The organism is Sphingomonas vulcanisoli (assembly GCF_011761305.1).
Taxonomy (GTDB): domain Bacteria; phylum Pseudomonadota; class Alphaproteobacteria; order Sphingomonadales; family Sphingomonadaceae; genus Sphingomonas_I; species Sphingomonas_I vulcanisoli.
The window spans coordinates 22,086-36,646 of the sequence record NZ_JAAOZC010000013.1; the positions used below are offsets into that span (position 1 = coordinate 22,086).

At 65.1% G+C, this 14,561-nt stretch carries 12 protein-coding genes; 4 read left to right on the forward strand and 8 right to left on the reverse strand.

Translation table 11 applies throughout. The annotated features are described in order from the left end of the window. The 6 genes from rpsP to ctrA form a co-directional block, all read right to left on the reverse strand. On the reverse strand, window positions 1–489 hold the full coding sequence (gene rpsP, locus FHS31_RS15960) for a 30S ribosomal protein S16 (RefSeq protein WP_167075371.1): 489 nt from the start codon (window positions 487–489) through the stop codon (window positions 1–3). A 34-nt stretch (window positions 490–523) separates the two neighbouring features. Then, window positions 524–2,002 carry a signal recognition particle protein gene (gene ffh, locus FHS31_RS15965; RefSeq protein ID WP_167075373.1) on the reverse strand — a complete coding sequence of 493 codons (1,479 nt, stop codon included), beginning with the start codon at window positions 2,000–2,002 and terminating at the stop codon, window positions 524–526. A gap of 202 nt (window positions 2,003–2,204) precedes the next feature. Next, entirely contained in the window at window positions 2,205–4,646 is a 2,442-nt protein-coding gene (locus tag FHS31_RS15970; RefSeq protein ID WP_243843520.1) for a TonB-dependent receptor plug domain-containing protein, read from the reverse strand. Window positions 4,647–5,043: 397 nt separating this feature from the next. Next, entirely contained in the window at window positions 5,044–6,396 is a 1,353-nt protein-coding gene (locus FHS31_RS15975; RefSeq protein WP_167075377.1) for an FAD/NAD(P)-binding protein, read from the reverse strand. 104 nt (window positions 6,397–6,500) lie between these two features. Continuing rightward, window positions 6,501–8,060 carry an HAD-IIIC family phosphatase gene (locus tag FHS31_RS15980; RefSeq protein WP_167075379.1) on the reverse strand — a complete coding sequence of 520 codons (1,560 nt, stop codon included), beginning with the start codon at window positions 8,058–8,060 and terminating at the stop codon, window positions 6,501–6,503. A gap of 184 nt (window positions 8,061–8,244) precedes the next feature. Further along, entirely contained in the window at window positions 8,245–8,946 is a 702-nt protein-coding gene (gene ctrA / locus FHS31_RS15985) for a response regulator transcription factor CtrA (RefSeq protein WP_167075381.1), read from the reverse strand. Between the two features lie 115 nt (window positions 8,947–9,061). Between ctrA and FHS31_RS15990 the strand changes: the two genes are divergently transcribed. The 3 genes from FHS31_RS15990 to FHS31_RS16000 all read left to right on the forward strand — a co-directional run bounded on the left by FHS31_RS15990 (window position 9,062) and on the right by FHS31_RS16000 (window position 10,806). Further along, window positions 9,062–9,748 (forward strand): RluA family pseudouridine synthase, encoded by a 687-nt coding sequence (locus FHS31_RS15990; RefSeq protein ID WP_167075383.1) that lies wholly within the window; start codon window positions 9,062–9,064, stop codon window positions 9,746–9,748. Then, window positions 9,735–10,148, forward strand: coding sequence for an alternative ribosome rescue aminoacyl-tRNA hydrolase ArfB (gene arfB / locus FHS31_RS15995; RefSeq protein ID WP_167075385.1), 414 nt, complete (start codon window positions 9,735–9,737; stop codon window positions 10,146–10,148). The genes FHS31_RS15990 and arfB overlap by 14 nt, the downstream gene beginning before the upstream one ends. 172 nt (window positions 10,149–10,320) lie before the next feature. Next, window positions 10,321–10,806, forward strand: a complete 486-nt coding sequence (locus FHS31_RS16000) for a GAF domain-containing protein (protein ID WP_167075387.1) — start codon at window positions 10,321–10,323, stop codon at window positions 10,804–10,806. 126 nt (window positions 10,807–10,932) lie between these two features. Here FHS31_RS16000 and FHS31_RS16005 read toward each other — a convergent pair whose 3' ends face one another. After that, window positions 10,933–12,366 (reverse strand): DEAD/DEAH box helicase, encoded by a 1,434-nt coding sequence (locus tag FHS31_RS16005; protein ID WP_167075389.1) that lies wholly within the window; start codon window positions 12,364–12,366, stop codon window positions 10,933–10,935. A gap of 94 nt (window positions 12,367–12,460) precedes the next feature. Then, on the reverse strand, window positions 12,461–12,907 hold the full coding sequence (locus FHS31_RS16010) for a hypothetical protein (protein ID WP_167075391.1): 447 nt from the start codon (window positions 12,905–12,907) through the stop codon (window positions 12,461–12,463). A gap of 93 nt (window positions 12,908–13,000) precedes the next feature. On the opposite strand from FHS31_RS16010, the gene FHS31_RS16015 reads away from it, so the two are divergent. Next, a complete protein-coding gene (locus tag FHS31_RS16015) occupies window positions 13,001–14,428 on the forward strand; it encodes an FAD-binding oxidoreductase (protein WP_167075393.1) in 1,428 nt (475 codons plus the stop codon). Window positions 14,429–14,561: the final 133 nt, after the last annotated feature.

Here is a 14,561-nt window from a genome sequence, read left to right on the forward strand (position 1 = left end):
TTAGACCTCGGTCGTTTCCTCGGCGCCCTCGGCAGGAGCCTCGGCCGATGCACCTTCGTTGGTGGCGTCGTCGAGCGCGGGCTCTTCGGTTGCGGCCGCGACGGGCTCCTCTGCCGGTGTCGCGCTGGCGGCGGCAGCGGCCTCGGCAGCTTCGGCGGCCTTGGTCGCACGCTCTTCGGCGCGCTCCTTGGCCTTCTCGCCGGGAACGCCCTTGTTGGGGTTGTTGCGGGCAGCGCGCTCCTTGACGCCGGCGGCATCGAGGAAGCGGGCGACGCGATCGGTGGGTTGCGCGCCGACCGACAACCAATGCTTGGCGCGCTCGCCATCGAGGATCACGCGCTTGGCGTCATCCTTGCCGAGCAGCGGATTGTAGGTGCCGATCTTCTCGATGAAGGCGCCATCGCGGGGCGAGCGCGAATTGGCGACGACGATGCGATAATAAGGGCGCTTCTTGGAGCCACCGCGCGACAGGCGGATTGCAACGGACATGTCTTTCTTCCTTCTTACAAATTCGAGCTGAAACTTACTTCTTGGTCTTCATGAAATTCTGAAAGCCGGGCGGCAGACCGGGCGGGCCACCCGCGCCGGGCAGACCCGGAAGGCCACCGCCCGGCAAGCCGGCGCCCTCCATCATCGCGTTGAGGTCACCCCCGCCGCCGCCGAACATCTTGGCCAGCCCTTTCAGGCCGCCCATCTTCTTCATCTTCTTCATCATGCCGGCCATTTCCTGGTGCATTTTGAGCACCTTGTTGACGTCCTGCACGGTGGTGCCGCTGCCCTTGGCGATGCGGATCTTGCGCTTGGCGGCGATGATCTCGGGCTTCTGCCGCTCCTTGACGGTCATCGAGGAGAGGATCGCCTCCATCCGCACGAGATGCTTGTCGTCGGCGGCGCCGGAGGCCATCGCCTGCTTCACCTGCTTGACGCCGGGCAGCATCGCCGCGAGCCCCGAAAGCCCGCCCATCCGCTTCATCTGGCCGAGCTGGGCGCGCAGATCATCGAGATCGAACTTGCCCTGCTCCATGCGCATCGCCATGCGCTCGGCTTCTTCGACCTTGATCGTCTCGGCGGCGCGTTCGACCAGGCTGACGACATCGCCCATGCCGAGGATACGGCCCGCGACGCGCTCGGGATGGAATTGCTCCAGCCCATCGAGCTTCTCGCCCGTGCCTACGAACTTGATCGGCCGCCCGGTGACCGCGCGCATCGAGAGCGCCGCACCGCCGCGGGCATCGCCGTCCATACGGGTCAGCACCACGCCGGTCAGCGGCACCTGCGTGGAGAAATTGGTGGCAACGTTGACCGCGTCCTGGCCGGTCAGCGCATCGACAACGAGCAGAATCTCGTGCGGCGTGGCGATGTCCGCCACCGCCTTCATCTCGTCCATCAGCGCCTGATCGACGTGGAGGCGGCCCGCGGTATCGAGCAGCAATACGTCGAAGCCCTGGAGCTTGGCCGATTGCAGCGCGCGCCGCGCGATCTCGACCGGCTGCTGGCCCTGGACGATCGGCAGCGTCGCGACATCGCTCTGCGTGCCGAGGACGGCGAGCTGTTCCTGCGCGGCGGGGCGATTGACGTCGAGCGACGCCATCAGCACCTTCTTGCCCTCGCGCTCCTTGAGGCGGCGGGCGATCTTGGCGGTGGTGGTCGTCTTGCCCGAGCCCTGCAGGCCGACCATCATGATGATCGCGGGCGGATTGACGTTGAGGTTCAGCTCCGCCGGCTCCGCGCCATCGCCGCCGCCCAGCATTTCGACCAGAGCATCGTTGACGATCTTGACGACCTGCTGCCCCGGCGTGACCGAACGCAGTACATTCTGGCCGACCGCCGCTTCCGTCGCCTTCTCGACGAACTCGCGCACCACCGGCAGCGCGACGTCCGCCTCGAGCAGCGCGATCCGCACCTCGCGCATCGCGCCGCGCACGTCCACCTCGCTCAGCGCACCACGGCCGCGGAGCTTGTCGAACGTCGCTGAAAGCCGATCGCTCAGACTGTCGAACATCAAGAACACGTCCTCAAATGCCCCAACGCAAAACAAGCCGGCGGACGAAACCTCGTCAGCCGGCTGGCACGCTCACCTCCCGGGCAAGTCATGCTTGTTCGTTTCGTTCGTCAGGAACGGTTGCACAGGTCCTTAGCGGAAAGCCCCGCCAGGGGCAAGGCGGCGGGAGGGCATTCCCTCCCGCGCACCCATTTACCATGCCTTACCAGTTGATCCCGGCACGGACGTAAAGATAGCGCCCGTTGAAACCCCAGGGCGAATAGAAGGGGTAAGCCGTCACGCCGGTGGTGTTGAGATAGGCCGGAGCCTGCTTCGGATAGATATCGAACAGATTGCTGGCACCCAGCGCGAGCTGCACACCGGTCTTGGGCTGATACCGAAGCTCCAGATCGGCGATCGCCTTCTTGCCGGTCTGGAGATCGTTGGTCAGCGCCTGTCCGTTGACGAGAACGGTCGCGGTCGTGCCCGGCTGGGTGACATTGCCGTAATAGGTTACGCGCGCGGTCGCGCCGAGCACGCCGCTCGTCCAATCCAGCGTCCCCGTCACCTTCTCGCCGGGCGTACCGTCCTCGATCGTCAGGATGCGGCTTCGCGCGAAGAGCACGGGCGCGGGGTTGAGGTTGGCGGCGGTGTTGGCCGGCACCTTGGTCACGGTGATCTTGTTGACGTTGCCGGCTACGGTGAAATCGAACGTGCCGGCCTTGTCCGTGCGCAGCCGGTAATGGGCAATCGCATCGATGCCCTTGGTGGTGGAAGCGATGCCGTTGACGAAGAAGCGCGCCGCCGAGACCTGCTGGCCCGTCGCCGCGATCAACGCCGCCACCTGCGGGCTGAACGTGGCCGAGATATTCTCGGACAGGCCAATCTGGTTGCGGATGTGGATGCGATAGGCGTCCACCGTGAGATCGAGCCCACCGAAACGGATCACCGTGCCCGCAGAGAGGTTGGTCGATTTCTCAGGCTCGAGTGGCTTGCCGCCCAGCGCCGTGCCGACGGTGCTCGTCGAAGGATAGGTGCCGGTCAGCACCGGATTGTTGTTGACGATCACCGATGCGGTCGAGGTGAAATATTGCTGCTGGAGGGATGGCGCGCGGAAGCCTGTGGACGCCGTGCCGCGCAGCGCGAAATGCGGCGAAAAATCATAGCGCGCTGAAACCTTGCCGGTGCCGGTCGATCCGAAATCCGAATAATGCTCGCCACGGCCGGCGAGGCCGAGCAGCAGCTTTTCGGTGATCTGGGCTTCGAGATCGAGATAGATAGATGCATTCTCGCGGTGCTTGGTGATGACGTTGCTCGGCTGAAAGCCGCCGAAGCCCTGCGCCCCCGGCTGCGCTGTGAAGGTGCCCTGCGCGAACGGGCCGACCTGATAGGAGCCGGGTTCGCCCGCGATGATCTGGAAGCCCTCGCGCCGCCCCTCGGCACCGAACGCGACGTTCAGCGACTGAAACACGTCGAACTTGCGGCTGACGTCCACCCCGCCGACGAGCTGATCGTAGACCAGCGCGCCATCGTAGAAGTTGCGCGGGCTCGCCGCGCCGAGGCTGTAATTGGCGGTGTTGAGCGTGCTGAAATCGATCCGGTTGCGGCCGTAGCTGACGTTGCCATCGACGGTCCAACCGGAGACATCGCCCTTGATGCCGATCGCCGAGTTGAGATCCTTCGAATGCGTGTTGATGTACGGCAGGAAGCCGCTGGCATAATCGGGATAGAGCTGGGCAACGGTCTGGGCCGTGGTCGTTGCGGTCGCCGGAATGGCGGTCGCCGAAGCCAAGCGGGGGAAGGCCGCCGAGGTCGAATCGCGATATTGATAGCCGAGCCAGCCGTAGAGCTTCAGACTGTCGGTGATCGATGTGCCCGCATTCGCCCAGGCAGTATATTGCTTCACCGAAGGATCGCCGAAGCGGCTGTCCACTGCGGTCGGCGTGATGCGCGGATCATAGTCGCCCCGGCTGGTCGGCAGGCGGCGCTGATATTCGCCGGATATGGTCAGATAGCCGTCGCTGCCGAAACCGATGCCCTGCCAGGCCGATGCGTTGAGCGTGTGTTCGCCGGTCACGCTGCGGGAGCCGCGCGCGGTGTTGATATCGGTATCGTAGAGCCCATAGGTTACCGCCGCACCGCCGCCCGAGCGGGCCTGACGCAGGCGCAGGTTGATCACGCCGGAGATGGCGTCCGAACCATATTGCGCCGAAGCGCCATCGCGCAGCACCTCGATCGTATCGAGCGCGACGGTGGGAATGGTGTTGAGATCGACGGCGGCGGCACCGCGACCGACCGAGCCATTGATGTTGAGCAACGCCGCGGTGTGGCCGCGCACGCCGTTGATGAGCACCAGCGTCTCATCGGGCGACAGGCCGCGCAGCGTCGCCGGGCGGATGGCATCGGTGCCGTCGACCGCGGAAGCTCGGGGGAAATCGATCGAGGGTGCAACCGCGGCGAGCGCGGCGCCCAGCTCGGTGGTGCCCTGCTGGCGCAGCGTCGCGGCCGAAAGCACGTCGACGGGGGATGCGGAATCGAGCTTGGAGCGGCCGGCGGTGCGGGTGCCCGTCACCACGATCTCGTTCCCGCTATCGTCGGCAGTGACGCTCTGCGGGGCCGCGGTGGGGGTCTGCGCATGGGCGAGAGAGGCGGCGGTCAACGCCAAAACGGAAGTTGCAAGGCTAAGAGAATACACGGTTATTTCCCTTTTTTGCGCGGCCCGTGGGGAGAGAGCCGTTCGCGGGCGGCGGATATATGAACGCCAAAGGGAGCGCGGGACCGCAAAAAAGTTTGTCCAGTTCAAAGCTAGTCTTTGTTGCGCGGCTGCTGCGGCCCGACGCGGCATAAATCTGCCAAAAACGATCGCGACGGTGCGGTATCGGCCGCGCCCGCGAGGATTACGCTACGAATATTGCCGATCGACTGTGTTCGGCCCGCAACGCCGCATCGCACTCGCGCGGGCTAGCGATGATGGGGGGGGGCTGGATAGGTCCTGCGCCGGGAAGTGAGCCCTCCACCAGCCTGTAACGTTTCCTGTCACCGTGCCCGGGGGGGGGGGCCGGTTAGAGCCCCTCGCCGCCTACCCAATGCGCATTGGAAAGTTTGCGGGCGACGGACCAGGTCTGGCGGCGGATGTCGGGCACCGCGACGATTTCCCAGAAGGTGCCGCGCGTCATCGGGCCGAGCGCGAACAGGCGGGATTGGGGCTGGCCGTCGGCGCCGATCACTTCGGATTGGGCGGTGACATCGATGCCGATCCGCATCGGATCGGGGCGGATCAGTCCGCGCTCCAGCAAGCGCGCGAGCAAGGGATCGGCGCTGCGGCGGAGATCGCCCTGCGGCCCGGTGGCGTTGATGATCCGCCGCGCGGCGAGGGTGACAGGGGCATCCTCGCCCCGGGGGCGGTAGGTGACGCGCACGCCCTCCCCCGCGGCTTCGCTGCCGATCAGCTTGCCGGCAAGAATGTGCAGCCGCCCCTCGGCCTGCAACGCGACGATGCGCGCGGCGATCGAAGGGGCCATGCGATGGCGATGGATATCCCACCACGGGCGGAGGTGGCGGAGGAAGCGATTGCGCTGCTCGGCCTCGGCACCAACCCAAAGATCCTGCGTGAACGGCCGCAGCTCGTCCACCGCCTCGCGCCAGCCGATCGCCTTGGCGCGGCCGCGGACGTGGCGGAGCAGGCCCACCGCCTCGGGCTTTGGACGATCATGGAGCGGCGGCGGCAGTTTCACGTCATCGTGGATGCGCGGGGTCAAGCCACGGCGGGAGAGCGCGACGATCCGGCCTTGATAGCCGCGCGCGTCTAGCGCGAGGACGATATCGATCGTCGTCAGGCCGCTGCCGATCACGACCACCGTGTCGTCCGGCCCCAGCCCTTCCTCCCAGCTCGTGGCCCAGGGATCGTGCGCGAAGCGATCGGGGCCGAGCGCCTGGGGATCGATGCCCGGCGGGATGTGCGGCGGCAGATTGCCGACCGCTAGGATCGCGGCATCGGCGCCGATCCGCCCGCCGCTCGCCAGCACCACCTCCACCGCATCGCCACGGACGTTGACGTCCACCGCCTCGTCCCGGAGCAGCGACAGCCGCGCCAGATCGGCCTCGCGCGTTTTTTCGAGGATGCCGGAGAGATATTCGCCGTAGATCAGGCGCGGCGCAAAACCCGCACCCAGCTCGGGATGATGCTCGGCCAGCCAGCGCGCGAAATGGCCGGGATCGTCGGACAGCGCGCTCATGTTGCCGGCGCGGACGTTGAGCAGGTGATCGGGGTGCGCGGCGGAATAAGCGACGCCGCGCGCGGTGGTCCGGCGGCGCTCGATCAGGGTCGCGCGGGGGCCTTCGTGGCGCAGCAGGTTGACCGCCTGAAGCGCGCCCGAAAAGCCGCCCCCGATAATTGCGACATGCTTGATCTGCATGGATGTCCCCTTTGGGAACGGCCCATGCCGGAACAGGCGAGGCACGGCTAGATGTGCCGCGCAGCCTCTCCCTGTCCTTCCCGCACGGGGATGACGGGATAAGGCTAGGCGGCGAGCATTTCCGGCACGTTTTCGGCGGCAAGCTGATCGTACCAAAGATCGATCAGCGCCGCGAACTTCCGCACCGCGCCGGGGAGGAGATGGTTGACGTCCTTGACCTCATCCGGGGCGTGCAGCTCCTGACTCTCGACCAGTGACACGCAGGGATAGATATCGAACATCTCCCGCCAGATGGCGTTGAACGCGATCGTCCGCGCGCGGCTGATCCCCATCCAGGGATAATATTGATGATCGACGAGATTCTCGGCAGGCAGGATAACGAGCGCGCGTGTGCCGCTGGCGGTCCAGAGTTGGCAGAGCGCATGCACGCATTGCGCAAACAGGCCGTTGTCGAGCAAATCGGCCAGCGCGTCCCAGCGGGGGCTCTCATAATCGACCCCCGCGCCATAGACGACATGCGCCGGGAAAGCGGGATCGGCGAAGCCCGGCTCACACATCTGCCGCATGGTGAAGATGCGCGGATGATTGTCGAATGCGATATCGGCGCGGTGGCGGCTATAATGGGCGAGCCCCCCCGACTGACAGTTGCAGATGATGCGGATTGCCGGATCGGGCAGCAGTCCTTCGACATATGCGCTCAGCAGCTGCGCGCTCGCCGCGTTGGCGTAGGGAATACGTTCGATCCAATACGATGGCGTTCGGGCGAAGCGCTCGGCAAAAGCCGGATGGTTCAACGGCGGCACGGGTGGATAGAGCGTCACCGCGCGCCGCGTAAGCTCGTCGAGCGCATATTGTTCCATTCCCATATGCATCGCGCGGCATGAGAAGGTGAAGTGAACGAGATCGAAGCCGCCATCGCCGAGATTGCGCAGCATGACGAAGCCGATCAGGCCGTAATCGCCATATTTATCGCTGGCGAATAACGCGAGACAGGGGTGCGCGATCACGTCGATGATCTGATCGCGCAGGCTATCCGCCGTTACGCGTGATTGCGTGTAGTTAAGCTGGTTGGAGCGGTTGATCAGCTCAACGATGCGATCGACATAGTCCAGCGTCTCCATGCAGAAAGGCGCGCAGACCTTGATTTCCGAAGCGCGGAGGAAATCGGCATCGGAGAGCTGCCCGGCGGCGGCGCGATCGGCGCGTTTGGCTTCGAGGATGCGATACTCGGGGACACGGCTTTTGGTGCCCTTGGCCTGCGCCAGCGCTTCGGCGAGGACATTGTCAGCATCCGCCGTCGTAATGTCGAGGATCTGGATATCGGGGATACGGTGGCGCACCTCGTTGAGATTGAGCGGATTGTCGTCGACGAACAGCACGTCCGGCGCGCGCAGCTGCATGTCAGCGATGATCGCCTCGATCGCCTGCGGCTTGGGGGTGAAGGCGATGTGGGGGAAGACGAATTCGTCCCACAGGCCCAGCGCTTCGAGCTTGGCGCGGGCGGTGGCGAAATCATTCTTGGAACAGATCGCGGAGACGACGCCCTTGGCGTTGAAGGCGCGGATCAGCGCCGCGCGATGGTCGAAAAGCTGGACGTCGTCGCCGTCGGCAAGGGTGCCGCGCCAGAGCGTATCGTCCAGATCCCAGATGATGAGCTTGATCATCCTGTGCCTCCATGAGCTTACCCGGGGAGGGCTCTCATGGAGGACGATATCGGAATATGGTAAGCAGGCGGTTAACTCTAAAGCGTCATGGTGGACGTGTTCCGGCCTACACCCATCAACAAGCTACAGGGCTCGTGGTTGGGTGGACCCCGGAACAAGTCCGGGGTGACGGGTGGTGCTTAGTTCAGGCGACTTCCGCCATCACCACTTCTTCGAGCTCGCGGAGCACATAGCCACGGCCCCAGACGGTCTCGATATAATTGTCGCCGCCGCACGCCAGGCTGAGCTTCTTGCGCAGCTTGCAGATGAAGACGTCAATGATCTTGAGCTCGGGCTCGTCCATGCCGCCGTAGAGATGGTTTAAGAACATTTCCTTGGTCAGCGTCGTGCCCTTGCGGAGCGAGAGCAGCTCCAGCATCGCATATTCCTTGCCGGTGAGGTGGACGCGCGCGCCATCGACCTCGACCGTCTTGGCATCGAGGTTCACCGCCAGCTTGCCGGTGCGGATCACGCTCTGGCTGTGGCCCTTCGAGCGGCGGACGATCGCATGGATGCGCGCGACCAGCTCGTCGCGGTGGAAGGGCTTGGTGACATAATCGTCGGCACCGAAGCCGAGCGCGCGGACCTTGGCCTCGGTCTCGCTGGTGCCGGAAAGGATCAACACCGGCGTTGTGACGCGGCTGGTGCGGAGCTTCTTGAGCACGTCATAACCGGTCATGTCGGGCAGGTTGAGGTCCAACGCGATCAGATCGTAATCGTAGAGCTTGCCGAGATCGAGGCCTTCCTCGCCCAGGTCCGTCGTATAGACATTGAAGCCTTCGGCGTTCAGCATCAGTTCGATGCTGCGCGCGGTGGTGGGATCATCCTCGATCAGAAGCACACGCATGGTAAATCGTTTCCCCTGTTGCCCAAGCAGCCTTACGCCGCAACGTTCACCTTTGTGAAAGAAAAAGGTTAACGCCGATTTAAGCGCACCATCCTTTAGAAACTTTTTATCAGCAATGGTTACTCCGCATCGCCCCCATAGATTGATCGAGCGGCTCGATATCCTCTTCGAGGATGGGGAGGCGATTGCGATCAGCAAGCCTGCGGGTCTGGCCGTGGACCGCCCGCGCGACGGCAGCCCATCCGTAGAATCCCTGCTGCCCGATCTCCGGCTCGGCTTCGGGCGCCCGCCGTTCATCACGCACCGGATCGATCGCGATACCTCGGGCTGCCTCGTGCTGGCGCGAAACCCCAAGGCGCTCAAGCGCGTGATGGCCGCGTTCGAAGAAGGCGCGGTGGAGAAGACCTATCTCGCCATCCTCAACGGCATTCCGGATCAGGCGGAAGGCGTGATCGATCTGCCGCTCGCCAAGATCAGCAGCCGGGAGGCGGGGTGGCGGATCATCGCCGACCCGAACGGCAAGCCGGCGCTGACGCACTGGCGCAAACTGGCGGAGAAGGGCGAGCGATCGCTGATCCTGTTCACGCCCCAGACCGGACGGACGCATCAGTTGCGCGTCCATGCCGCAGAGGGGTTGGGCTTATCCATTCTGGGCGATCCGGTTTATGGCCAGCCCCGCGCGGACGGCATGATGCTCCACGCCTGGAAGATCAGCATTCCCCGCGAGGGTAAACCGCCGATCGCAGCCGAGGCGCCCTTCCCCGATCGCTTCCGCAAGGCCGGCTTCGATGCCCCCGATTGAGCTCCAGCCGCTGCCCGAAGACGCGCTGGAGGAACGCTATCTCGCGGCCACCGGCCCGGGCGGGCAGAACGTCAACAAGGTGGCGACGGCGGTACAGCTTCGCGTCGACGTTTACGCGCTGCGCCTGCCGCCCGATGCCTTCGCGCGGCTGAAGGTGCTGGCGGGCAGCCGCTGGGTGGAGGGCGGCGCGATCCTCGTCACCGCCCGCCGCTTCCGCACCCGCGAGGCCAACCGCAAGGACGCGCGCGATCGCATCGCGGCTCTGGTGGCGGAGGCATTGGTAAGGCCGGAACGGCGGATCAAGACCAAGCCGAGCAAGAGCGCCAAGGCCAAGCGAGTGGAGGGCAAGACAATACGCGGCGAGATCAAGCGTGGTCGGGGCAAGGTCAGCCTGGATTAAACAAAACGCATAATCTTCCATCCTCCCCGGCAAGGGGAGGTGGCGCGCGAAGTGGTGTCGCGCTATCGAGAGGGTACACCCCTCTGACATCGCTCCGCGATGCCACCCCCCCCTCACAGGGGAGGATGGCGATTGCCATGACTATCGCGGGCTAGGGCGCTAGAAGCCGCGCATGTACCAATTCGACATCGCCCCCGCCGATAAGCCCGCGCTCTATCGCGACCTGCTTTCCGCGCTCGACGGTCTCACCTCCGGCGAACCCGACGCGATCGCCAACATGGCCAACGCCGCCGCGCTGCTGTGGGAATATCTCCCCGATCTCAATTGGGCAGGTTTCTATCGCAATGTCGGCGGCGAGCTGGTGCTGGGGCCGTTTCAGGGCAAGGCGGCGTGTCTCCGCATTCCCTTCGGTCAGGGCGTGTGCGGCACGGCGGCGGCGACCGGCGCGAGCCAGCTGGTTGAGGACGTGCATGCCTTTCCAGGGCATATCACCTGCGACGCCGCCTCAGCCTCCGAGCTGGTGGTGCCCATCATCGCCGAGGATATTTTGCTCGGCGTGCTCGATCTCGACAGCCCGCGCGTCGCGCGATTCGATGCTGAGGATCGGGCGGGATGCGAGGCGCTGATGGCGCTGCTCGGTCCGAGACTGCGCGGCTGATCCTCCCCTGTAAGGGGAGGTGGCATCGCGGAGCGATGACGGAGGAGGCTCCCAACTAGCGCTGCGCCTGGCAGTCAGCCCCCTCCACCATCCTTCGGATGGTCCCCCTCCCCGTACAGGGGAGGATCAGTTCTTCGTCGTGTTGAAGCCGAAGGCGAGGAAGCTTGGCATCGGGCCGTTCCAGCCGCCATCGTCCGCCACTTCGCTGTCACGGGGTTCGCGATTTTCACGACGGGGCTCGCGGGCGGGAGCGCGCGGTCTTTCGGCCTGCGGTTCGCGCGGGGCACGTGCAGGACGTTCCTCACGCTCGACCGGGGCCGGTGCAACCGGGGCCGGCTCGATCTCGCGCGGCGCCTCTGCGCGGGGCTTGGCACGACGGCCACGGCCGCGCTTGGGCTCTTCGACGGCGGTCTCCGGCTCGGGCGCAGGGCTAGCCTTGGCCTCGCCGCCGCCGCTCACCCGCGGAATCTTGAAGCTGGTCAGCTTCTCGATATTCTCGATTGCCTCGGCATCTTCTGGCGTCACCAGCGTGAACGCCTTACCCGACATTCCGGCGCGGCCGGTGCGGCCGATGCGATGGACATAATCGTCCGGGTGCCAGGGCACGTCGAAATTGAAAACGTGGCTGACGCCCTTGATATCGAGCCCACGCGCGGCGACGTCGGACGCGACCAAAATGTTGATCTCGCCCGCCTTGAAGCGATCGAGTTCCCGGATGCGCTCGGATTGCTCCATGTCGCCATGGATCTGGCTCGCCTTGAAGCCGTCCTTGCGCAGCGAGTCGGCGAGATCACGCACGGTCGTCTTGCGGTTGGAAAAGATGATCGCGGTGCGCACATCTTCGGCCTTGAGCAATTTGCGCAGCGTATCGCGCTTGCCGCGCGACGAGGTCTCGACCAGCGCCTGCTCGATCAAGGTGTTGGTACTGGCGGCGCGGGCCACCTCGACCTGCTTGGGGTTCGAGAGGAATTTGTCGGCCAGCTTCTTGATCACCGGCGGCATCGTCGCGGAGAACAAGAGCGTCTGCCGCGTCGCGGGGAGCTTGGAGCAGATCTGCTCGATATCGGGGATGAAGCCCATGTCGAGCATGCGGTCCGCCTCGTCGATCACGAGGATCGAACAGCCCGAGAGCAAGATCTTGCCGCGCGCGAACAGATCCATCAGCCGGCCCGGCGTCGCAATCAGCACGTCGACGCCCTTGGCGAGCGCCTTCTGCTGATCGCCCATCGAGGTGCCGCCGATCAAAAGCGCCATCGAAAGCTTATGATATTTGCCGTATTTCTCGAAATTCTCGGCGACCTGCGCGGCTAGCTCGCGCGTCGGCTCCAGGATCAGCGAGCGCGGCATCATCGCGCGGCTGCGGCCCTGGGCAAGAATGTCGATCATCGGCAGCACGAAGCTCGCCGTCTTGCCCGTGCCGGTCTGCGCGATGCCAACCAGATCGCGATTCATCAGCACCGGCGGGATCGCCGCCGCCTGGATCGCGGTCGGCTCCGTATAACCGGATTCGCCGATAGCCTTCAGCAATTCATCGGAAAGGCCGAGATCGGCAAAGCTCATGGGTGCTCGATGCTGGATCGGAGGGGCACGCCATTCGCGCCCGTCGAGGCCCTCGCCCTTGCGGACAAGAGCCGGCAAAGTCAAGATTTGGCTGCTATTTGGCCGGCACTGGGATCATCAGGCGGAAGCGATTGATCTCGCACTCGCCCCCCGCACGCGAATGGATCACATCTCGGCCCGCGCAAATCTGGCCATCCTGGCGCTGATCGAGATAGAATCCCGCGTAGAAATCCAGCGCCGGGCAGCTGTTGGAGAACCGCGCGCGCAGCCGCGTGTTACCGCGCAAAATGAAATCCACGCTATTGCCCGCCAGCACCGCCGCGCCGACGATCGTGTCGCGCGGAATGCACTTAGGGCCCTTCTTTTCCTTGAGCGTGACGAAGGCGGGGGGCAGCGCCGCCTGCGCGGTCTCGATCCGGACGACGACATGGCTGCGCACCACCAGTTGCGCAATTTCAAAGCTACCGTCCGCGCGAGACGCCGCAGGCGCGGGCGCAGCCGCTCCCGTGGCCGCAAGCGCGGCAACGATCAGCGGGAACATATTTCGCCCTTCATGCGGATCGATCCGATCGTGCGGACGGGTTTAATGGCGGATGAACTGGCGCCGGTGCCAATCCAAGAATAGATCGTACTGATGCCGAATAGACCCACTTCTGATCTGCTGGCGGCGCTGGAGGCGCGGCTCGGCCCGCGCGGCTTCACCCGCGATGCAGATGCGATGGCCCCTTGGCTCAAGGACTGGAGGGGACGTGTGGAGGGTGCAGCGGCGGCGCTGCTCTCGCCTGCCGACACCGATGAGGTGGAGGCTATCGTCCGGCTGGCTGGCGCGGCGGGCGTCGCCATCGTACCGCAGGGGGGCAATACATCGATGGTCGCGGGTGCGACGCCGGACGCGGATGGCGCCAGCCTGCTGCTTTCCACCCGGCGGATGCGCACGATCCGATCGGTCTCTTCGCAAGACAATGTCGCGGTCGCCGAGGCAGGCGTGATCCTGTCCGATCTCCACGAAGCCGCCAACGGTATCGGCCGCCGCTTCCCGCTCAGCCTTGCCGCCAAGGGATCGGCAACAATCGGCGGGCTGATCTCGACCAATGCGGGCGGCACGCAGGTGCTGCGCTTCGGGACGATGCGGGCGCTGGTATTGGGGATCGAGGCGGTGTTGCCCAACGGTGCTCGCTTCGATGGCCTCTCCGCACTGCGCAAGGACAATCGCGGCTATGATCTGCGCCAGTTGCTGTGCGGGGCGGAGGGGACGCTGGGCATCGTCACCGCCGCCAGCCTCAGACTGGTGCCCGCCGCGGCGGCGCGCGCAGTCGCCTGGGTGGGGATCGAACGCGCCGACGACGCACTCGGCCTGCTGCGGCGGCTGGAAGATGCGATGGGCGAGGCGATCGAAAGTTTCGAGATCATTCCCGCCGAGGGTCTCGCTTTGGTCCTCCGACACATCGCCCATACGCGCGCGCCGCTGACGGATCCGCACCGCTGGCACGTGCTGATCGAAGCGACCGCACGCGCCGGGGCACCCTCGCCCACCGATGCGCTGGAGCAGGCGCTAGCCCGCGCGATTGAAGAAGGCCATGCCGCAGACGCGATCGTCGCCGCCAGCGAATCGCAGGCCGAGGCCTTCTGGCGCATCCGCGAATCCTTGTCCGAGGCCGAACGGATCGATGGCTTCGCGGCCAAGCATGATGTTTCCGTGTCGGTCTCGGTCATGCCCTGGCTGCTCGAAGACGGCGCGGCCGAGGTAGAAGCGCGCTTTCCCGGCGTCCGTGTGCTGGGCTTCGGGCACCTTGGCGACGGCAACGTCCACTTCAACGTCCGCGCGCCGATCGGCATGGACAGCAAGGCCTGGCTCGCCGATCAGGGCGACGATATTAGCGCGTACGTCCACGATCTCGTCCGCGCGAAAGACGGCTCGATCTCCGCCGAACATGGCATCGGCCAGCTCAAGCGCGCCGAATTCGCGCGGACGGCGGGCGCGACCCGGCTGCATGCGCTGCAGGCGATCAAACAGGCGCTTGATCCGCAGGGACTGTTCAATCCAGGCAAGCTTTTGCCTTAGGATCAGGCCTCCATTGCTGCCATCGATCCTCCCCTGCAAGGGGCATTGTTCACTTTGTATTGCATTGATGAGGTGTCGATGGAAGAAGAGTGTGAGTGTGGCATCGAGCATATCGAGGGATTTGGAGTAGCGT

What these genes read in the sequence shown, in the direction of transcription:
- FHS31_RS15975 (WP_167075377.1), bottom strand. Translation starts at nt 6,396, where the DNA reads ATGCAGATCAAGCATGTCGCAATTATCGGGGGCGGCTTTTCGGGCGCG.
- FHS31_RS16005 (WP_167075389.1), bottom strand. Translation starts at nt 12,366, where the DNA reads ATGAGCTTTGCCGATCTCGGCCTTTCCGATGAATTGCTGAAGGCTATC.
- FHS31_RS16010 (WP_167075391.1), bottom strand. Translation starts at nt 12,907, where the DNA reads ATGTTCCCGCTGATCGTTGCCGCGCTTGCGGCCACGGGAGCGGCTGCG.
- FHS31_RS15980 (WP_167075379.1), bottom strand. Translation starts at nt 8,060, where the DNA reads ATGATCAAGCTCATCATCTGGGATCTGGACGATACGCTCTGGCGCGGC.
- ctrA (WP_167075381.1), bottom strand. Translation starts at nt 8,946, where the DNA reads ATGCGTGTGCTTCTGATCGAGGATGATCCCACCACCGCGCGCAGCATC.
- FHS31_RS16000 (WP_167075387.1), top strand. Translation starts at nt 10,321, where the DNA reads ATGTACCAATTCGACATCGCCCCCGCCGATAAGCCCGCGCTCTATCGC.
- arfB (WP_167075385.1), top strand. Translation starts at nt 9,735, where the DNA reads ATGCCCCCGATTGAGCTCCAGCCGCTGCCCGAAGACGCGCTGGAGGAA.
- ffh (WP_167075373.1), bottom strand. Translation starts at nt 2,002, where the DNA reads ATGTTCGACAGTCTGAGCGATCGGCTTTCAGCGACGTTCGACAAGCTC.
- rpsP (WP_167075371.1), bottom strand. Translation starts at nt 489, where the DNA reads ATGTCCGTTGCAATCCGCCTGTCGCGCGGTGGCTCCAAGAAGCGCCCT.
- FHS31_RS15990 (WP_167075383.1), top strand. Translation starts at nt 9,062, where the DNA reads ATGGTTACTCCGCATCGCCCCCATAGATTGATCGAGCGGCTCGATATC.
- FHS31_RS16015 (WP_167075393.1), top strand. Translation starts at nt 13,001, where the DNA reads ATGCCGAATAGACCCACTTCTGATCTGCTGGCGGCGCTGGAGGCGCGG.